The sequence below is a fragment of the Escherichia sp. 94.0001 genome, assembly GCF_013369155.2.
GTDB classification, from domain to species: domain Bacteria; phylum Pseudomonadota; class Gammaproteobacteria; order Enterobacterales; family Enterobacteriaceae; genus Escherichia; species Escherichia coli_F.
The window spans coordinates 95,038-115,802 of the sequence record NZ_JABWMS020000001.1 but is presented as its reverse complement, the minus strand read 5'-3'; the positions used below and the strand labels follow the sequence as shown (position 1 = coordinate 115,802).

Sequence of the window (20,765 nt, the reverse complement as noted above, 5' to 3'; positions counted from 1 at the left end):
CGCGTGAGTCGATAAAGAGGATGATTTATGAGCAGAACGATTTTTTGTACTTTCCTGCAACGTGAAGCAGAAGGTCAGGATTTTCAGCTGTACCCCGGCGAGCTGGGAAAACGCATCTATAACGAGATCTCCAAAGAAGCCTGGGCGCAGTGGCAGCACAAACAAACCATGCTGATTAATGAAAAGAAACTCAACATGATGAATGCTGAGCACCGCAAGCTGCTGGAGCAGGAGATGGTCAACTTCCTGTTCGAGGGTAAAGAGGTACATATCGAGGGCTATACGCCGGAAGATAAAAAATAAAAACAGAGCCGGAGGTCACCTCCGGCAACTTGCATAAAAACAAACACAACACGCACCCGGAATGATGAAAAAATATCTCGCGCTGGCTTTGATTGCGCCGTTGCTCATCTCCTGTTCGACGACCAAAAAAGGCGATACCTATAACGAAGCCTGGGTCAAAGATACCAACGGTTTTGATATTCTGATGGGGCAATTTGCCCACAATATTGAGAACATCTGGGGCTTCAAAGAGGTGGTGATCGCCGGTCCTAAGGACTACGTGAAATACACCGATCAATATCAGACCCGCAGCCACATCAACTTCGATGACGGTACGATTACTATCGAAACCATCGCCGGGACAGAACCTGCCGCGCATTTGCGCCGGGCAATAATCAAAACGTTGCTGATGGGTGACGATCCGAGTTCGGTCGATCTCTATTCCGACGTTGATGATATTACGATTTCGAAAGAACCTTTCCTTTACGGTCAGGTGGTGGACAACACCGGGCAGCCGATTCGCTGGGAAGGTCGCGCGAGCAACTTCGCGGATTATCTGCTGAAAAACCGTCTGAAGAGCCGCAGCAACGGGCTGCGTATCATCTACAGCGTCACCATTAACATGGTGCCGAACCACCTTGATAAACGTGCGCACAAATATCTCGGTATGGTCCGCCAGGCATCACGGAAATATGGCGTTGATGAGTCGCTGATTCTGGCAATTATGCAGACTGAATCTTCCTTTAACCCGTATGCGGTCAGCCGTTCCGATGCGCTGGGATTAATGCAGGTGGTACAACATACTGCCGGGAAAGATGTGTTCCGCTCGCAGGGGAAATCCGGCACGCCGAGCCGCAGTTTCTTGTTTGATCCTGCCAGCAATATTGATACCGGCACCGCGTATCTGGCGATGCTGAATAATGTTTATCTTGGCGGAATTGATAACCCAACGTCGCGGCGTTATGCCGTCATCACCGCCTATAACGGCGGCGCAGGCAGCGTGCTGCGAGTCTTTTCGAATGATAAGATTCAGGCGGCTAATATTATTAACACCATGACGCCGGGCGATGTTTATCAGACGCTGACGACCCGCCATCCCTCTGCGGAATCTCGCCGTTATCTTTATAAAGTGAATACCGCGCAAAAATCCTACCGCCGCCGATAATTCCACTAACCGCCCCTGACGATGCTCAGGGGCAAAAATGTTATCCACATCACAATTTCGTTTTGCAAATTGGGAATGTTTGCAATTATTTGCCACAGGTAACAAAAAACCAGTCTGCGAAGTTGATAGAATCGCATCATCTCGCACGGTCAAATGTGCTTTTTCAAACACTCATCCGCATCACGATGTGAGGAAATTAACATGAATCTTAAGCTGCAGCTGAAAATCCTCTCTTTTCTGCAGTTCTGTCTGTGGGGAAGTTGGCTGACGACCCTCGGTTCCTATATGTTTGTTACCCTGAAGTTTGACGGTGCTTCTATTGGCGCAGTTTATAGCTCACTGGGTATCGCCGCGGTCTTTATGCCTGCGCTGCTGGGAATTGTGGCCGACAAATGGTTAAGTGCGAAATGGGTCTATGCCATTTGCCACACCATTGGCGCTATCACGCTGTTCATGGCGGCACAGGTTACGACGCCGGAAGCGATGTTCCTTGTGATATTGATTAACTCGTTTGCTTATATGCCAACGCTTGGGTTAATCAACACCATCTCTTACTATCGCCTGCAAAATGCCGGGATGGATATCGTTACTGACTTCCCGCCAATTCGTATCTGGGGCACCATCGGCTTTATCATGGCAATGTGGGTGGTGAGCCTGTCTGGCTTCGAATTAAGCCACATGCAGCTGTATATTGGCGCAGCTCTTTCCGCCATTCTGGTTCTGTTTACCCTGACTCTGCCGCATATTCCGGTTGCTAAACAGCAAGCGAATCAGAGCTGGACAACCCTGCTGGGCCTCGACGCATTCGCGCTGTTTAAAAACAAGCGTATGGCAATCTTCTTCATCTTCTCAATGCTGCTAGGCGCGGAACTGCAGATTACCAACATGTTCGGTAACACCTTCCTGCACAGCTTCGACAAAGATCCGATGTTTGCCAGCAGCTTCATCGTGCAGCATGCGTCAATCATCATGTCGATTTCGCAGATCTCTGAAACCCTGTTCATTCTGACCATCCCGTTCTTCTTAAGCCGCTACGGTATTAAGAACGTAATGATGATCAGTATCGTGGCGTGGATCCTGCGTTTTGCTCTGTTTGCTTACGGCGACCCGACTCCGTTCGGTACTGTGCTGCTGGTGCTGTCGATGATCGTTTACGGGTGCGCATTCGACTTCTTCAACATCTCTGGTTCCGTATTTGTGGAAAAAGAAGTTAGCCCGGCGATTCGCGCCAGTGCGCAAGGGATGTTCCTGATGATGACTAACGGCTTCGGCTGTATCCTCGGCGGCATCGTGAGCGGTAAAGTGGTTGAGATGTACACCCAAAACGGCATTACCGACTGGCAGACCGTATGGCTGATTTTCGCAGGTTACTCCGTGGTTCTGGCCTTCGCGTTCATGGCGATGTTCAAATATAAACACGTTCGTGTCCCGACAGGCACACAGACGGTTAGCCACTAATTACGCAAAGAAAAACGGGTCGCCAGAAGGTGACCCGTTTTTTTATTCTTACTTCAACACATACCCGTACAACCGTTTCATACCATCCGCATCGGTTTCGCTATAGACACCTTGCAGCTCCGGTGAAAAACCTGGCAGCAAATTCACCCCTTCTTCCAGCGCAAGGAAATAACGCTGGACAGCCCCGCCCCAGACTTCCCCGGGCACCACGCAAAGCACGCCAGGCGGATAAGGCAAAGCCCCTTCTGCCGCAATTCGCCCTTCGGCATCACGAATCCGCACCAACTCCACTTCACCGCGAATATAAGCGCTATGCGCGTCCTGGGGGTTCATCACCACTGACGGGAAACTCTGCTGGCGGAACATCGCTTTTTGTAGGTCTTTGACGTCGAAACTGACATACAGATCGTGCATCTCCTGACACAACTGGCGCAGGGTGTAGTCGCGATAGCGCACCGGATATTTGTTATAAACGCTCGGCAACACCTCAGCCAGCGGTGAGTCATCCTCAATATGCTGTTCAAACTGCGCCAGCATCGCCACCAGTTGTGCCAGCTTCTCGTGGCTTTCCGCCGGCGTTAATAAGAACAGAATGGAGTTGAGATCGCACTTCTCCGGCACAATACCGTTCTCACGCAGATAGTGCGCCAGAATCGTCGCCGGAACGCCAAAGTCGCTATATTCACCGGTTTCAGCATCAATACCTGGTGTGGTCAGTAACAGCTTACACGGATCGACAAAATACTGCTCCGCGGCATATCCTTCAAAGCCGTGCCACTTCGCCCCCGGCTCAAAACTGAAAAAACGACGGTCGCTGGCTAACACTGACGTCGGATAATCCTGCCACAATTTGCCATCAACAACGGGTGGAATAAACGGGCGGAACAGCTTACAGCGCGCAAGAATCGCCTTCCGGGCTTCAATCCCCAACGCAACGCACTCCGCCCACAGCCGACGCCCACTCTCCCCTTCATGAATTTTGGCGTTAACGTCCAGCGCGGCAAACAGCGGATAGAACGGGCTGGTAGAAGCATGGAGCATAAAGGCATTATTTAACCGCTTATGCGGGCAAAAACGCGCCTGCCCGCGAATATGGTTATCTTTTTTATGGATCTGCGACGTCTGTGAGAATCCCGCCTGCTGTTTATGCACCGACTGCGTCACAAAGATCCCCGGATCGTTTTCGTTAAGTTCTAACAGCAGCGGCGAGCTATCCGCCATCATCGGGATAAACTGTTCGTAACCGACCCACGCGGAATCAAACAGAATGTAATCACATAGATGCCCAATGGTATCGACCACCTGTCGGGCGTTATAGACAGTGCCGTCATAGGTTCCCAGCTGAATAATCGCCAGACGAAACGGACGCGGCAGGTCTGCTTTTTCTGGCGCAACGTCGCGAATTTGCTGGCGCAGATACTCTTCATTAAAACAGTGCGCATCAATACCACCAATGAAACCAAACGGGTTGCGTGAAGCTTCCAGATAGACCGGCGTCGCCCCCGCCTGAATCAACGCGCCATGATGATTCGACTTATGGTTGTTACGGTCGAAGAGCACCAGATCGCCACGCGTTAACAGCGCATTCGTCACCACTTTATTCGCTGCCGATGTGCCGTTCAGCACAAAATAGGTTTTATCGGCATGAAAGACTTTGGCTGCGAATTTCTGTGCATCCTTCGCCGAACCTTCATGAATAAGCAGATCGCCCAATTTTACGTCAGCATTACACATATCGGCGCGAAAGACGTTCTCACCAAAGAAATCGTAAAAATGGCGTCCGGCAGGATGCTTTTTAAAGAACGCACCATGTTGATGCCCAGGGCAAGCAAAGGTGCTGTTGCCCATCTCAACGTACTGCGTCAGCGTGTCATAAAACGGTGGCAGCAAATTCTCTTCATACTGACAGGCTGCGGATTCCAGCTCCAGCCACTGCTGCTCGTTGCCGTTGATTACCGCCGTAACGCCCGCAGGTAATTCAACAGCATGTTCGGAATACAAAAACACCGGTAGATGAAAACCGGTGCGCTTAAGCAACGCAAGAATGCCACTGCGACTATCCGCAGCGGTAATGACGACTGCCGCGACGTCCGTAAAATCAGTATCTCCCAACGCCACCACGCGGCGATGAGTAGAAAGTCGGGATACCAGTTCACTACTGGCGGCAATATTCATTGATTTCATAAGCGCAAAACCCGTTTCGGGGAAGTAAGAATACCGGACAAGGTGAAAAACCCTGCCCCACGAGATATGGGTCAAACTGGTCACCAGCTCCGACCGCCAGACATCAGTAAAAGCAGAAATGCTCTGATTTTACTGTTGTCCTGCAGTGAGCGTGCGTTAACTTCACCGCATGAGCAGAAAAAGGGAGGAGTTTCGCGCGAAACGGCGATTAGCGAGAGAATGTAAGGAGGTGGCGTGCATCGGGCAAACTCCGTACAGAGAGGAGAAAATTCGCGCAATCATGGCACCTTTCGCTAAAGCGCGCAAGCCAGGACTTTGCGACCAGACAAGCCATCAACAAGGCAAAAAGCTCATAATAAGAAAATCAAACAATACAGTTAACAGGAACTCTTGTGGTCATCGGCCCTTTTATCAACGCGAGTGCAGTCTTACTGGGTGGCGTTATCGGCGCACTGCTCAGCCAACGTTTACCGGAACGTATCCGCGTCTCCATGACATCTATTTTTGGTCTGGCATCGCTGGGGATTGGTATTTTACTGGTGGTGAAATGCGCCAACCTTCCAGCGATGGTTTTAGCTACGCTACTTGGCGCTCTAATTGGCGAAATTTGTTTGCTGGAGAAAGGTGTCAATACCGCGGTCGCCAAAGCACAAAATCTGTTTCGTCACTCACGTAAGATGCCATCGCATGAATCTTTTATTCAGAATTTTGTGGCGATTATTGTCCTGTTTTGCGCCAGCGGCACCGGGATCTTCGGGGCGATGAACGAAGGGATGACCGGCGATCCGAGTATTTTAATCGCCAAGTCATTTCTTGATTTCTTTACGGCGATGATCTTCGCCTGCTCGCTGGGTATTGCGGTGTCGGTGATTAGCATTCCATTACTGATCATCCAGTTAACACTGGCGTGGGCTGCCGCGCTGATATTACCGCTGACCACACCGTCGATGATGGCAGACTTCAGCGCCGTGGGCGGTTTATTGCTGCTGGCAACCGGCTTACGCATCTGTGGCATTAAAATGTTCCCGGTGGTCAACATGCTTCCAGCATTGCTTCTGGCAATGCCGCTTTCCGCAGCCTGGACCGCCTGGTTTGCCTGACAGTGCGTGCAATAGCGACAAAGTGATGATAGATTGTGCAGTCTGCAGTAAATTGAAGAAATTTGATTGACGAGACGAGGCGAATCAGGTTTAATGCGCCCCGTTGCCCGGATAGCTCAGTCGGTAGAGCAGGGGATTGAAAATCCCCGTGTCCTTGGTTCGATTCCGAGTCCGGGCACCAAAATTTAGTTTCATGGCGTTCCTATAAGTCCTGAAACGTTGAAAAAACAGTAAGTTAAAGAAACCTGATGACACTGAAAAGTTCCGTCAGGTTTTTTGACATCCAGAGTTTTTGGGGGCTTAATTGGGGGCCTGTTGGTTCGATAAACTCTGGAGCCCCCGCTATGCCACTCACCGATACCGCCATTCGTAACGCCAAGCCGCTCGATAAACCTTACAAACTCAGCGACGCGCAGGGTCTTTACCTGCTGATTAAGCCCAACGGCTCTAAGCTCTGGCAACTCAAGTACCGCTTTGGCGGCAAGGAGAAGAAGCTGGCGTTTGGCCCTTACCCGACCGTTACGCTGGCGAATGCGCGTAAGCTGCGTGAAGAAGCCCGTGCCGTACTCAGCGCAGGCGACGATCCGGGGGTGAAAAAGCAGCAGGAGAAGCAGGCAAAGAAAAGCGGTAATAGCTTTGAAGAAGTCGCCCGTCAGTGGCTGGCTGGCAATATCCACTGGACGGAGCACCACGCGGCGAAAATCCTGCGCTCGCTGGAGCTGCACGTATTCCCGCTGATTGGCAAAATTCCCGTTGCCGACCTGAAAACCGCCGATCTGCTGATCCCGCTACGGGTGGCCGAAAAGAAAGGCAATCTGGAAACTGCCGCACGGATCCAACAACGCACCACGGCAATCATGCGCTACGCGGTGCAGGAGAGCCTGATCGCCAGCAATCCGGCTAACGATCTGACCGGAGCCATCGCGCCGCCGCCGAAAAACCATTACCCCGCCCTGCCGCTGGAAAAGATGCCGGAGTTGCTGGAACATATGGAAAGCTATTCCGGCAGGCTGTTAACCCGTCTGGCGGTGCAGCTCAATCTGCTGATCTTTATCCGCTCCAGCGAGCTGCGCTTTGCCCGCTGGACGGAGATCGATCTGGATGGCGCAATGTGGACTATCCCCGCCCAGCGTGAGCCGATCCCCGGCGTGCGCTATTCGGAGCGTGGTGCAAAGATGAAAACCCCGCATCTGGTGCCGCTGTCAAAACAGGCGGTCACGGTGCTAAAACAGTTGAAGCTGCTGTCCGGCAGCAGTGAGTTACTGTTTCCCGGCGACCACGATCCGCGTAAGCCAATGAGCGAAAACACCATCAACAAGGCGCTGCGGGTGATGGGTTACGATACGAAAGTAGATATTTGCGGTCACGGCTTTCGCACGATGGCCTGTAGCGCGCTGATCGAGTCCGGGCGCTGGTCGAAAGACGCGGTTGAGCGGCAGATGAGCCATCAGGAGCGTAACAACGTTCGCGCCGCGTATATCCACAAAGCGGAGCACCTCGACGAACGCACGCAGATGATGCAGTGGTGGTCGGACTATCTCGACGCCTGTCGGCAGAAGTTTGTTGCGCCATATCGGTATGACAGGCAGGTTCAGGTAGCCTGAACCCGTTAACGCGCCACGCCGAAAAGCAGATCTCGCAGATCTGCTTTTTGTATTTGCACCAGTTCACTCGGATAAAAATCGATCTGCGCCAGTTCCGGCCCTTTGGCCTTTTCCGGTCTGGCGCTGTTACCCTTAAAACTCCTTTACCCTTCGCCCTTTTGCTTTTCATGACTGCACCAGAACAGGAAATTATTCCTCTTCATGCCGCCCGTACACCTGCGCCACATAACGCCCGCGCCCGTCGCCGTGGCCCAAATCCATCGCCGTCATTGCCAGCGCCTCTTTTTCGCTGAATCCCTGCGCCAGATAATGGCTGATCGCGTCCTGCGCCCAGGTATAGCGCAGTGAGTGAGGAGAATATGCGCCAGTCAACCCGACGTTGACGGCCTGTTTGTGCCAGTAGTTCATGGCCGATTTGAGATCGGACCTGTCGATCAGCCTGCCGTTATGCTGTTCTGCGACAGTTAACGCATTCTCAAGCGCCTTGCGAACTGCGCCAGCATCCAGAATGACCGTTTCGCGGGGCCGACCGCCTTTGGTGCCATAGACCACGGTAAGCCGTGTCTCGCCGCGTTCAATGGCCTGCTTCCACGTTCTCAGAGACTGCACACTTTGCACCGCCTCCTGCGAGCGTAATCCCATCAGTCGCGCCAGTTCCACCGCTGCCGCCAGACCTGCGTCTTTATTGCGGGCCACGGCCAGCACGTGGAGGTAGAGCTCCGGCGTGATGGCCTGCCGCGTCCCGTTGCGCGATGCGCCTGCCAGCCCCAATGATTTATTGGTCAGTCGCGTATGTTCCGCCACCTGACTGCGCCCCGCCTGTTGCAACACTGCCCGAAGCGAAGCCATTTCATTTTGCAGCGTCCGCAGACCGATCTCCAGCGCAAGCCTGTCATGAATATAGCTTTCAATATGACGAACCTTAATCTGTGCCACCCGCTGGATCTGGATATTCAGCGAGCGTAAATGGCGGCTGAACCGTTGCACAATGTGAATGCGGTTATCCACCGTTTTAAAACTGCTGCCCACTTTTTTGCCAGCGCCTTCATTTCACCGCCTAATTTACCCATAGCTACCCCTTGCCGCTGTTAAAAAGCACAATCTGGCCCCGGCGTATACTTTATGGCTGCGCCAGAACGATACCTTCACGCCGGGGTGGCAGGTTGTTGAGGTGTAGGGAGTTTCAGACTGTACGCGGTACAGGCTGCCTGCGTGAGCAGGAAATTCTCCGGGGCATCATGCCCCCCTCGGTATCGATCTTTTTCTCCTTTTCTGAACCGACAGCGGCCTGAAAACGGCGTGTCAGTGTGGGGGATTGAAGGCGCAGGCCAGATTTTCCGTGGCTTGCGTCGGCGTAGTGGAATGGCGTCACTTTGCCGCTTTGTGCGACGAAAGTGACGCCCGGTTCAGCGTTGCGCTCTGAGAACGCAAATTCTGGTGCAGTTTTACGGTCACGCGGCAGCAAAGCCTTGCGGCAATGCAGGCCGCAGCCCGTAAAGTGAAAGGCGCTGATGTGGCAACTGGTACAGGGGTTACCGGATCGTTTTCGGCGCAGTACGGCATTGACCAGAGATCTGGTACAGGAAAAGATACTGAAATTCAGCAGGTGTAAGTGGGCCTGGAAATCGGGTGATTTCTGGTCGAGTAGAATTGCAGCCGGTGAACTGGCACAGTTAAAGAATGTATCGAGTGTGACTCCGAGCCTCCGCCGCGATGTTCTGCGACCCGGTGTTTGCAGAGGTCTGCACCGGTAAAGGGATCAACCATCTCCTGACGAGTCAGGCGCTTCTTTCAGGTCATGAAGCATTGGACGCTGTCGACGACAGCATAGAGCAGGAGGGAGATTACACCCGGTTTGCACGGATGAAAAGGGGAAACCTTTTTTCTGGAAATTGAGTTGTTTGTGGATTTTTTCGTCATTTTGTGAATGACAGTCTGCCGCGCTTCGCTTGCCTTCTCCCGATCTTCTGACAGCAAAGTCATCAGAAGATCGGGAGAGACGATTTAACAATTTTCAGACTTACGGTAGCGGGAAGGCCAGATTTGCTCTGGTGCAATACCCAACGCTTCGGCTATCAGCCTTTCGCCTTTGGGCCAGTGCCTTATCAGTGCGTTTGCCAGCGTGGAAGACGCCAGCCCTGATTTGCGGGAAACAGCGGACAGCGACGTCCCCTGCTTTTTCAGTGCCGCAATAATGTCGGCAGAATGCCAGTCCGGTTGCATCATGCCGTCACCCCGTCAATAAACTTCACGCCATCGGCGGTACGCAACCAGCGCGGGGCTTTCAGCCCTTCCGTGAAATACCAGACCAGTTCACATAACAGCCCGGTCAGGGTTTGTTCCGTTTTGGGTTCCGCCGGGCGTTCCAGCAGAAGCTGGAGCAGCGTGAGGCAGTATTCGCATAACGCATCAGGTTCAGAAACAAAGTGCTGTGGTTCGGGTGGCAGTGTCTCCACGGTCAGGCTGTCGATAAGATGCGGCGGGATAGGGTCGTTCAGCGTGGGTTGCAGCAGCGCAAGAGCCGCGTGCAGCCGTCCGCACAGCGCCAGCCGCAACGCGGGATCGTCGGTTTCTATCAGGGTTTCGGCGAAGCGGGCGCAGTAGTCGGCAAGGACGGTGAAATCCGTGGCGGCGTTGAAGGGAACGGACAACAGATCGCGTAAATCGCAGTCAGGGGTGAGGATTGTAGCCATAGGGCAACCTCCGATGAGTAATGTTTATTACCGCCACCGGAAATGCCAATTTCACGGGTGGCGGAACCGGACGGAGTTGGCATTACCGGCCTCATCGACACCGGCGCGTCTTGCGACGCCCCCGCCCGGCCCGCCATTGAGGTGTAGCCGTGCGTACGACACAAAAAAAGCGCGAACGCGCTTGTGTCGTCGATGAAGGATTTCAGGATGCCAATCCCGACGCCTGATTTTGCAGGCGCAGGTAAAAGATACCGCGATTAGCGGTTAACAGCAAGTGAGGTTATGGAAGGCAGATCGCAAACGGAAAAAACTGTCTTTAAATTATACGGCCATCTCAAAATAGATGATTATCAATAAATTAGCGTGACATCAAATTATGCTTCTCATTTCGTTATTAACATGACCCTTCTTTGCATATTAATAATCCTGGAGTAAATGATGTCCGTAGAAAATCGCTCAAAGCTGCTTCGTATGACCATCCGCAACATCGGATGTATAGGTAATGAAGGTATCGATATTGCACTCGATAATATTGTTTGTCTGGTAGGAAAAAACAATGCTGGTAAATCCACCGTTCTCAGAGCCTATGAGTTAGCCAAAGGAAGCGTGTCATTTGATGCCGCACATGATCGACACCAACACGCTCAACCGGATCAACCCTCTGAAGTTCTTCTTGAGGTACATATTCCTCAGGGTATTGGCAACGTTGATGAAAAATGGAAACAAGCAAGAGGCGAGTTTCTTGTTGTAAAAAGCCGCTGGCAATGGTGCGTGCCAGATTTTCAGAAGGTCCGTACCACATGGGATCCCACCGGAGGCGATGAACAGCAAGGCTGCTGGGCCGAGGATACTAAAGCTGGTGGTGCCGATCCGGTATTTACTTCCAGACTTCCCAGACCGCTACGGATTGGTTCACTTGAAGATGCGGCAAAAACGGAAGAACTGTTACTTAAACTTGCTCTGTCTCCCCTGTTCACAGAACTGGAAAAAGCCCGGAGCAATCCTGCATCCGATCTGGCAAAAGCGATTGAGAGTGTGTCCTCCAGCATGAACGCCCTCAGCGAGCAGCATCAGGAACATTTCAATGGTATTGCAAGTAAGGTGTCTACGGGATTTAAAGGAATTTTTCCCCGACTGGACGTTAGCCTTAATGTGTGTGCGGCACCGCTTGTTCCAAAAGTGGACGAACTTATTAAAAATGGTTCGAGCTTGAGAATTTCAGATGGAAGAGCTGATACCGATTTGGTCCAACAAGGAACAGGGGCTCGCAGAGCGTTATTCTGGGCAATGCTTCAGGTCCATAATGAGCTTAATCGCGATAAAGAAGTACGAAGTGATTATCGCAAACGCCTTGAAAAAGATATTACCGAGCTTTCGAAGAAAGTCGCGAAACCCACCAAAAAAGATGACCCGGAACAGCTGGCAGAGTATTTAGCACAAGCCAAAGCGTTACTCGAAGCCCACGACAGTGGCGCACCAATCCCGGACAGCCCGGAAGATCCTGCCTTTCCCGGCTACCTACTATTAATTGATGAACCAGAAAATGCTTTACACCCTATGGCGGCCCGAGCGGCTCAGCGCCATTTATACCAACTGGCAAAAAACCCGGACTGGCAGGTCATTCTGACCACCCATTCACCTTATTTTATCAATCCGTTTGAAGATCACACCACCATTGTGCGTTTAGACAGGGAAAGAGATGATGATCAGTCCCCTGTAACGCCGAGAACCTATCGCTCAGATCTGATTGAATTTGAAGGTGATGATAAACAGCGGCTTCAGGCATTACAGCATATTGATCCCAGCTTTTCTGAGGTCTTTTTTGGTTCACACCCTGTACTGGTTGAAGGCGATACGGAACATGCTGCGTTTATGGCATCCATCATCGAGCGTAATCACGCGCTGATGGATCAGGTCGCTATCATTCGCGCCCGGGGAAAAGCCATACTGGTGCCGCTGATAAAAGTGCTTACGCATTTCAAAATTGATTTCAGTCTGGTGCATGACGCCGACTCACCGCAAAAATCGAACGGTACCAGAAATGGTATGTGGACAGAAAACGAAAAAATCAAAAATGCCATCCGACAGGCCCGAAGTGAAGGGCTTACGGTTCGCCACCGCGTCAGTGTTCCTGACTTTGAACGTTTTCTGGGCGGAGACGAAGCATCGAAAGATAAGCCGCTCAATGCTTATCTGCAAATCACTCAGGACGAAGACCTGGCCACAGGCGTTCAGGATTTACTGACTGCGCTTCTTTCTTCCGAACAGCACTCTCCTTTTGAAACAGTCAGAGATACCAATCACTACATGCAACAATTGCTGGATCAAGTTACTGATTGGGCAGCGCAGCACGGAAAACAAGACGATATCAGGTTCAGTCGCAATGCTGAACCACTACACGCTGAGGTCTGATACAGAAACCGACAGGGTCGTTATTCATAGCGACTCTGTCATTAATTATACTAATGTAGATACTATTTTGCTGACATCAATACGCTTGTATACCTTGATAGATATAGTCTAAAATAAAATCACATTGGTATTAAACGTCAATACAGGAGAATCAATGTCTGTTGCCGCTCTGGCCCGCCAGCGGGTTCACCGCATGAAGCGGGGCATCCCCTTTTCCATCAGCGGATTTTACTCGCTGGGAAGTCGTGCGTCGGTACAACAGGCAATGAGTCGTCTGGTCAAAGAAGGTCAGTTGGTCCGGGTTGAACGCGGTTTCTACTCCCGGCCAAAACCGTTGAAAAATCTTCCATCCGTAAACGTTGTCGCCAGCGCCAACGATGTTGCCACGGCATGGGCAAAAGAGCGTGGTTACAAAATCACCCTTCAGGGGCTGGAAGCCGCTTACCGGCTGGGGCTGCAAACGCAGGCGCCGGTTAAACGCATCTACTGGTCAAACGGCCCTACGCGAGAATTCCGCGTCGGCAATGAGCGGGTACGGATCCAGCATAAATCAGCAAGTCGGTTACGTTGGCTGAACCGGCCTGAAGGAGAGCTGATGCGCGGTTTGCTGAGTCTGGATCAGCAACATACCCCATTGGAAACGCTGAAGAATGCTTTTCATCGGCTGAGCATCCCGTCCGCTAAAGCACGGCAGATTGCCGGAAAGTTGATGAATGAGCCTGCGCTTCACGCGTGGCGCTCGCAGCTGATAACGTTGCAAAAGGCGCTCTGATGGACATTTTTGATTACTACCGGAGCGCATCACAACGTCGCGAGCTTCAGGAAATCCTCTCTTACGCGGCGCAGCAGCATCCCTCCGGGCTGGGAGCCAGCTTTCTGGAAAAGGATCTCTGGGTAACGGAGATCCTTCGGCTGCTTTTTAATGAGGAGCTGCTGGGAGGTTTATCTGTCGCGTTTAAAGGTGGAACGGCGTTAAGCAAATGCTGGAACGTGATTGAGCGTTTTTCTGAAGATATCGATCTTTCTGTTCACTGGGCCGATCTGGCAGGCCACTAAGAAGAGGAAGAACAGCAGGCATGGGAGCAAAGCACGCTAAATAACAGCCAGAATCGCCGGTTCAGAGAGCAGCAGCAAGAGCGCTTAACAGAATGGACAAACGCGCTGGCAGAACGGTTAAACCAACGCTTTCAGATTTATGATATTTCGGGCCTTGAAGCAAAAATGGAACCCGACAGCGGTGGCGAAAAAGTCGATATCTATTTCCCACGGGTGAAAGAAGACAGTATGGCCTATCAGCGCGATCATATTCTGTTGGAATTTGGCGGACGAAATCGTGGCAAGCCAACCGATCGGATGCCTGTTGTGAGCTATCTGTCCGGGATTGCAGGAATGGATACACTTCTGTTACCCACCGCGACCGTAAACGCTTATGACACCGGTTATATTCTTTGGGAAAAACTGACGGCTCTGCACCAGTTCTGCACGCAAACCAAAGCGCCAAATCCAGCCCGACTAGCACGCCACTGGTATGATGTTGATTGTCTGTTGCGTAATCATTTTGCCAACCCATATGACACACAGGAAGCCATGCGCAATGTGGTCGAGATGAAGCAACGTCGCTGGTCTGTGCCGGGCGTTGATTTTACTCAGGTGATTGTCGGAAACCTGCAACTGTTGCCTGACGATGCTGAACGGTTCGCCGCGATCGCAGGGGATCATCAAACGGCAGTGGAAGGGGGAATGTTCTTTCGTGAGCCTGACAGATTTACTGACATTGCTGACCGCCTTCGCCATGCTCAGGATAATATCAATCGTTTTATGTGTGGTTCATCGATATAAATTATTCCTGCTAATTGATCCCTCAGCCATATGACATAAGCCTTTTGAATAATATAGTTTTATGCTTGTACTCCAGCCCATTCGCGGTATTATTTTACGATCTCTCTTCCAGTTTTATGCTTACCGCCTTTGCCGATAGTTGAACAATGCCGGGAAGCGTTATCAGCAATTAAGGGCACGGAATGGGCTTCTGGATATTTGTTATTATGCTGGCGGTTATCTGGCTTCTGTTTTCCAAAAAGAAAAAATCGCCTCCCTCCAATATAAACAGCAAAATCATCACCAAAACAAATTATTCATCCCGACAAGAATCTCTCAATAAGCCAGACGGCAGCGTGACAAATATGCATTCTCAGGCATCCGATAATGACGAGCTAGCAACCTTTAGCTTTGTTAATGGACAGGCGGTTGAATACAGCACCAGCCGCCAGTCATCGCGAGAAAGCGCCGCCCGGCGCAATACTACGCCAGCACGATGGGTCAAACCGGGAGAAAGCATCACCATTCAAAACGTCGTCATTAATCACGGTCATTTTTATTTCGGCGGACGATTAAAAATACATTCATCAGGGGAATATGGCTATCTTTATAACGATGGTTCCGACGCTTCGCTGGTTAACGACGCTTTCCCCATCGAGCCCATTTCACGACATTATTATGATGAATCACTGGGATACTGGCCCAGCTTTGCCACACTCTCCCCTCGCTGCCGTGGCGCCTATCTTGACTGGCTGGCAAGCGATCGCAGCGATGCGAGTTGCCCTGTTGGCTACATTTTTATCTATTTTTACGGTCTTGAACGCCGCATACTGGCCGATGGCACACAAGAAGCCATTTCTGACGATGAATTCAAAGCATTATTCGAAGAGATATCGCGCCTGAGAACCGTATTTCAGGCAAGCGGTTCCTTCCGACATTATGCAACGCAGTTGCTGGAAATGATGATCATTTTCAGACCGAAGCTACTTTCTATACACACTGAAAACGAATATTTCTCGTCGAGGAGTGCATTACTGTTCAGGCTGAATCTGGCAACAGTGGTTGATAAAGGACAACCTGTTTGCGCCGAACTGGCGCTGGCATGGATACACTATTTTCCTGATTACACATTACGCACGCCTGCCCGTCGATGTCATGCTGAATTTTCCGCGTTATTCAAACAGCGTTATACCCAAAAATACGGTGACGGTATTGTCGTCAAGCCCAATAAAACACGGTTATATTTAAGCTATACCCCCGCCAGCGGTACGCTTCGGGAGCTTCAGGTAAAGAAACAGATGGACCTTCCCGACCCCAGCGTTTTAAAAGCGCCGGTGCAGAAATTAATCTCTGTTGCAGAATCCTGTATCAATGCGCTGGATGCCTACAGTCGCTATCTCGGTAAAAAAGATGCCTCAACAAGCGATGTCGCCGCCATCATGCTGCTTCCCGATGAAATACTGACCGAAGATGCAGAACGTTTGTTTGCTGAATTTAAACACTGGGCAGATGAGAAAATCAGTGAACATTCAGGACTGACGACAGTGGCTGATTTCTGGGCCAGACTGGGTATGCCTGTACCGGATAAGATCAATAAGAAAGAAGCCGAGCTGATGCAAAATTTCGCCCGACGAGCTGGCTATGGCATTGCGCCGGATATGCGCTATCACCTTGTCCGGCCAGAACCAGAAGGACACGTTGTTTTGTTTCCCGAAGGACACGCAGAATTCTACGTACCGTCGGCGGAATTTACGTCAGTCTCTGTGGCGCTTCGGCTGGGTGCCATGATTGCACAAATGGACAAGCGCGTGGATGTTGCTGAACGGGCTGCGCTGGAGAGAACGATTAATCATAACGACGCGCTGTCGCCAACAGAAAAACGTTCGCTGCACGCCTACCTCACCTGGCGGCTCAATACGCCTGCAAATCAGGCCGGTCTGAAAGGTAAAATTGAGCAACTCAGCGATAAAGATAAATCCACTATTGGCAACGTTATTATCAACGTCGCCTGCGCAGACGGAAAAATCGATCCGGCTGAAATTAAGCAACTGGAAAAAATCTACGCCAGCCTTGGTCTGGATAGTAGTACCGTCACCAGCGATATCCACCGTCTGTCAACCGCAGAAACAACTCCGACAGTGGCGTTACAAACCCCATCAGCGACGAACGGCGCATTTTCGCTTGATGAACGGATCCTTGCCCGTCATGAATCCGATACTACGGACGTACGCCAGTTGCTGAACACCATCTTCACAGAAGATGAACCTGCAGACGAAACCCCAGCAGAGATCCCGCCACACGCTGGTGCAGGTCTTGATGAAGCACATCACCAGCTGTACCAACGTTTGCTGGAAAAAGAACGCTGGGCGCGAAACGACGTCGCTGAGCTATGCCAGCAGTTTAATTTGATGCTGAGTGGCGCGATTGAAGCAATTAATGACTGGTCTTTCGAACAGGTTGACGCACCAGTGCTTGATGATGACGATGATATTTACGTTGACCTGGAAATTGCACAAGAACTCAAAGGATAATTTATGTCTGGCATTCGTATTCGTCTCAAAGAAAGAGACGCCATTATTCAGTCACTGAAGTCAGGCGTTACGCCTAAAATTGGCATTCAGCATATTCAGGTTGGCCGAGTCAATGAAATAAAAGCGCTGTATCAGGATATTGAGCGTATCGCTGATGGCGGCGCAGGATTCCGGCTGATTATTGGGGAATACGGCTCAGGTAAGACATTCTTTTTAAGCGTTGTGCGCTCAATTGCGCTAGAGAAAAAGCTGGTGACAATCAGCGCCGATTTATCCCCGGACAGGCGCATCCACGCGACGGGTGGACAGGCGCGTAACCTCTATTCCGAGCTAATGAAAAATCTGTCCACGCGCAATAAGCCGGACGGAAACGCGTTATTAAGCGTGGTTGAGCGATTTATTACAGAAGCCAGAAAAGAAGCAGAAAGTACAGATGTGCCAGTTCCGACGATTATTCACCAAAAACTCGCCGCCTTGTCCGATATGGTTGGCGGCTACGATTTCGCCAAAGTCATTGAATGTTACTGGCAGGGCCACGAGCAGGATAATGAGACATTGAAATCAAATGCCATCCGCTGGCTAAGAGGTGAATACACCACGAAAACCGACGCGCGTAACGATCTGGGTGTGCGCACCATTATTTCTGATGCCTCTTTCTACGACTCGTTAAAGCTGATGAGCCTGTTTGTTCGTCAGGCCGGATACGCCGGGCTGCTGGTCAATCTGGATGAAATGGTCAACCTGTACAAACTGAGCAATACACAGGCGCGAGTGGCCAACTATGAACAAATACTGCGTATTCTGAATGACTGCCTGCAAGGAACGGCTGAGTATATCGGCTTTTTACTCGGCGGCACGCCAGAGTTCCTGTTCGATCCGCGCAAGGGGTTGTACAGCTACGAGGCGCTCCAGTCCCGGCTGGCGGAAAACAGCTTTGCTCAGCGTGCCGGGGTGATTGATTATTCGTCCCCTTCCCTACACTTAGCCAACTTAACGCCGGAAGAGCTCTATATTCTGTTGAAAAACCTTCGTCACGTTTATTCCGGCGGCGATGCGGATAACTATCTGGTTCCTGATGATGCGCTGACGGCATTCTTACGCCACTGTAGCAATACTATCGGTGATGCCTATTTCCGTACGCCACGAAACACGATTAAAGCCTTCCTGGATATGCTGGCCGTGCTGGAACAAAATCCGTCCATTCAGTGGTCACAGCTAATTGCCGGTGTCGCGATCGCAGAAGAAAAACCCAGCGATATGGATGAAATAGCGTCGGCAGAAGATGCCGATGTGGACGGTCTGGCCGACTTCAGACTATGATGAATGAATACCAGCGGCTGGATCCACGGATACAGAAGTGGATATACCGGCAGGGATGGGCCGATCTCCGGGAACTGCAAAAAAAAGCCGTTCCACCGATATTAGCGGGCGATCGGGACGTCCTGATCAGCGCCGCGACTGCCGCAGGTAAAACAGAAGCGTTTTTCCTGCCCGCCTGTTCTGCCACTGCGGATATTCAGGGTGGCTTTGGCATTTTATACATCAGCCCGCTTAAGGCCCTGATTAACGATCAGTATCGACGGCTGGAAAGCCTTGGCGATGCACTGGAGATGCCGGTCACGCCCTGGCATGGCGACGTTGCGCAGAGCAAAAAACTAAAAGCGAAGAAAAACCCTGCTGGTATTCTGCTTATCACCCCGGAGTCGCTGGAAGCGATGCTGATCCGCAACGCGGGATGGTTAAAGCCGGCTTTCGCTCCACTGGCGTATATCGCCATTGATGAATTCCATGCTTTCATCGGTTCTGAGCGGGGTATGCAGCTTCTCTCTCTGTTAAATCGAATCGATCACCTGCTCGGAAGAATCGACAATCCGGTTCCTCGGGTCGCACTCAGCGCAACGCTGGGGGAACTGGAACAGGTGCCGTTATCTCTGCGACCAAATCAACGACTGCCCTGCGACATTATTACCGACAGTCAGACTCACGCCACGCTAAAAGTACAGGTGAAAGGTTATCTGGAACCGCTAACCACCTCGGGCCAACAACCACCGCCGTCGGCAGAGACGCAAATCTGTCATGATATCTTTCGCCTCTGTCGCGGTGACTCCCATCTGGTGTTCGCTAATAGCCGCAAACGGACCGAAAGCATTGCCGCTACGCTTAGCGATCTCAGTGAAGCGAGCATCGTTCCCAATGAGTTCTTCCCCCATCACGGCTCGCTGTCCAGAGATCTGCGTGAAACGCTGGAACAGAGGCTTCAACAAGGCAACTTACCCACCACCGCCATCTGTACGATGACGTTAGAGCTTGGCATCGACATCGGTAAAGTCAGCTCCGTTGTGCAAGTTACCGCCCCCCATTCCGTAGCCAGCCTGCGCCAGCGAATGGGACGCTCCGGTCGGCGCGACTCGCCTGCCGTATTGAGAATGCTGATTGCCGAACATGAACTGACGCCGACATCAGGCATTGTCGACCAGCTCAGGCTTCAGCTTGTTCAGTCGCTGGCCATGATCCGCTTACTTATCGGCAGCAAATGGTTTGAGCCAGCTGATACCCGGCAGATGCACTATTCCACCCTGTTCCATCAGATTTTGGCGATCGTGGCGCAATGGGGGGGCGTGCGTGCGGATCAGATCTGGTCACAGCTATGCCAGCAAGGGCCATTTAAGAAAGTCAGAATCGATGACTTCAAAACGTTATTGAAACATATGGGGGAGCACCAGTTTCTGACCCAGCTATCAAGCGGCGAACTGGTTCTGGGCGTCGAGGGCGAACGTCAGGTAAATCAATACACCTTCTACGCCGTGTTCAGCACGCCGGAAGAGTTTCGCATTGTGGCAGGGAGCAAAACACTGGGCTCCATTCCCGTTGATTCCCCACTGATGCCTGACCAACACATTATTTTCGGCGGTCGACGCTGGAAGGTAACCGATATCGATAGTGATAAAAAAGTTATTTATGTCGAGGCGACAAAGGGCGGGCAGCCGCCGTTATTTGGCGGACAAGGGATGTCAATTCATGACGTCGTCCGCCAGGAAATGCTTACCATTTATCGGGAGGGAGACTACCGCATCACCGTTGGCGATCGCAAAGCCGATTTTGCCGATACCACGGCCAGAAACCTGTTTGATGAAGGGCTGAACTGTTTTCGCAACAATAATCTGGCTTCGGAATGTTTTATTCAGCAGGGGCAGCATGTCTACATTCTTCCCTGGCTTGGCGATCAAACCGTAAATACGCTGTCGGCATTACTTATCCAGCGCGGTTTCAAGGCGGGCTCATTTGCTGGTGTGGTTGAAGTTGAAAAAACCACGGTCGCGGAAGTTAAACAGACGTTAGCCAGCGCACTTCAGGAAGGTTTGCCCTCCGAGTCCCATCTTGCCGAAAGCATCGCTGAAAAGTGCCTCGAAAAATATGATGAGTATTTACCGGAGACGTTGCTGACGCAGGAGTATGGGTTACGCGCTTTTGATGTTGAGCACGTGGAGGAGTGGTTGCAGGGGCATTTATATTAAGGG

The 20,765-nt window shown here is 51.4% G+C and carries 15 protein-coding genes, 1 tRNA gene and 2 pseudogenes; 12 read left to right on the top strand and 6 right to left on the bottom strand.

The genetic code is table 11. The features are described 5' to 3' along the window. Positions 1-27: 27 nt before the first annotated feature. The 3 genes from HEN33_RS00510 to nupG all read left to right on the top strand — a co-directional run bounded on the left by HEN33_RS00510 (position 28) and on the right by nupG (position 2,905). The gene (locus HEN33_RS00510; protein WP_000091700.1) at positions 28-303 is read left to right on the top strand and encodes an oxidative damage protection protein; all 276 of its coding nucleotides are present in this window, start codon (positions 28-30) and stop codon (positions 301-303) included. A 64-nt stretch (positions 304-367) separates the two neighbouring features. Beyond that, positions 368-1,447, top strand: coding sequence for a membrane-bound lytic murein transglycosylase MltC (mltC, locus tag HEN33_RS00505; RefSeq protein WP_000760323.1), 1,080 nt, complete (start codon positions 368-370; stop codon positions 1,445-1,447). Between the two features lie 201 nt (positions 1,448-1,648). Next, positions 1,649-2,905, top strand: coding sequence for a nucleoside permease NupG (nupG, locus tag HEN33_RS00500; RefSeq protein ID WP_001049791.1), 1,257 nt, complete (start codon positions 1,649-1,651; stop codon positions 2,903-2,905). 48 nt (positions 2,906-2,953) lie between these two features. On the opposite strand, the gene speC is transcribed toward nupG, so the two are convergent. Continuing rightward, complete coding sequence (gene speC / locus HEN33_RS00495; protein WP_176262834.1) at positions 2,954-5,089, bottom strand: ornithine decarboxylase; 2,136 nt, start codon at positions 5,087-5,089, stop codon at positions 2,954-2,956. A gap of 162 nt (positions 5,090-5,251) precedes the next feature. After that, on the bottom strand, positions 5,252-5,329 hold the full coding sequence (locus HEN33_RS27055; protein ID WP_422112601.1) for a hypothetical protein: 78 nt from the start codon (positions 5,327-5,329) through the stop codon (positions 5,252-5,254). Between the two features lie 152 nt (positions 5,330-5,481). On the opposite strand from HEN33_RS27055, the gene HEN33_RS00490 reads away from it, so the two are divergent. The 3 genes from HEN33_RS00490 to HEN33_RS00480 all read left to right on the top strand — a co-directional run bounded on the left by HEN33_RS00490 (position 5,482) and on the right by HEN33_RS00480 (position 7,793). Continuing rightward, positions 5,482-6,189, top strand: coding sequence for a DUF554 family protein (locus HEN33_RS00490; RefSeq protein WP_176262835.1), 708 nt, complete (start codon positions 5,482-5,484; stop codon positions 6,187-6,189). 105 nt (positions 6,190-6,294) lie between these two features. After that, positions 6,295-6,370, top strand: a tRNA-Phe gene (locus HEN33_RS00485). A 163-nt stretch (positions 6,371-6,533) separates the two neighbouring features. After that, complete coding sequence (locus tag HEN33_RS00480) at positions 6,534-7,793, top strand: tyrosine-type recombinase/integrase (protein WP_176262836.1); 1,260 nt, start codon at positions 6,534-6,536, stop codon at positions 7,791-7,793. 189 nt (positions 7,794-7,982) lie between these two features. Here HEN33_RS00480 and HEN33_RS00475 read toward each other — a convergent pair. The 4 genes and pseudogenes from HEN33_RS00475 to HEN33_RS27050 form a co-directional block, all read right to left on the bottom strand. Beyond that, positions 7,983-8,863, bottom strand: a pseudogene (locus HEN33_RS00475) (integrase domain-containing protein). Positions 8,864-9,797: 934 nt separating this feature from the next. Further along, a complete protein-coding gene (locus HEN33_RS00470; RefSeq protein WP_176262837.1) occupies positions 9,798-10,019 on the bottom strand; it encodes a helix-turn-helix domain-containing protein in 222 nt (73 codons plus the stop codon). After that, the gene (locus HEN33_RS00465; protein WP_176262838.1) at positions 10,016-10,486 is read right to left on the bottom strand and encodes a hypothetical protein; all 471 of its coding nucleotides are present in this window, start codon (positions 10,484-10,486) and stop codon (positions 10,016-10,018) included. The genes HEN33_RS00470 and HEN33_RS00465 overlap by 4 nt, the downstream gene beginning before the upstream one ends. Next, positions 10,369-10,680 carry an ash family protein gene (locus HEN33_RS27050; RefSeq protein WP_445297903.1) on the bottom strand — a complete coding sequence of 104 codons (312 nt, stop codon included), beginning with the start codon at positions 10,678-10,680 and terminating at the stop codon, positions 10,369-10,371. The genes HEN33_RS00465 and HEN33_RS27050 overlap by 118 nt, the downstream gene beginning before the upstream one ends. Positions 10,681-10,921: 241 nt before the next feature. Between HEN33_RS27050 and HEN33_RS00455 the strand changes: the two genes are divergently transcribed. The 6 genes and pseudogenes from HEN33_RS00455 to HEN33_RS00430 all read left to right on the top strand — a co-directional run bounded on the left by HEN33_RS00455 (position 10,922) and on the right by HEN33_RS00430 (position 20,762). Then, positions 10,922-12,898, top strand: coding sequence for an ATP-dependent nuclease (locus tag HEN33_RS00455; RefSeq protein WP_242460275.1), 1,977 nt, complete (start codon positions 10,922-10,924; stop codon positions 12,896-12,898). A gap of 154 nt (positions 12,899-13,052) precedes the next feature. Continuing rightward, on the top strand, positions 13,053-13,670 hold the full coding sequence (locus HEN33_RS00450; protein ID WP_176262839.1) for a DUF6088 family protein: 618 nt from the start codon (positions 13,053-13,055) through the stop codon (positions 13,668-13,670). After that, positions 13,670-14,737, top strand: a pseudogene (locus HEN33_RS00445) (nucleotidyl transferase AbiEii/AbiGii toxin family protein). Before HEN33_RS00450 ends, HEN33_RS00445 begins: the two are co-directional and overlap by 1 nt. Positions 14,738-14,919: 182 nt before the next feature. Next, positions 14,920-17,247 (top strand): tellurite resistance TerB family protein, encoded by a 2,328-nt coding sequence (locus tag HEN33_RS00440; protein ID WP_176262840.1) that lies wholly within the window; start codon positions 14,920-14,922, stop codon positions 17,245-17,247. 3 nt (positions 17,248-17,250) lie between these two features. Then, complete coding sequence (locus HEN33_RS00435) at positions 17,251-18,567, top strand: ATP-binding protein (RefSeq protein WP_176262841.1); 1,317 nt, start codon at positions 17,251-17,253, stop codon at positions 18,565-18,567. Beyond that, complete coding sequence (locus tag HEN33_RS00430) at positions 18,564-20,762, top strand: DEAD/DEAH box helicase (protein WP_176262842.1); 2,199 nt, start codon at positions 18,564-18,566, stop codon at positions 20,760-20,762. Before HEN33_RS00435 ends, HEN33_RS00430 begins: the two co-directional genes overlap by 4 nt. The last annotated feature ends 3 nt before the right edge of the window (positions 20,763-20,765 follow it).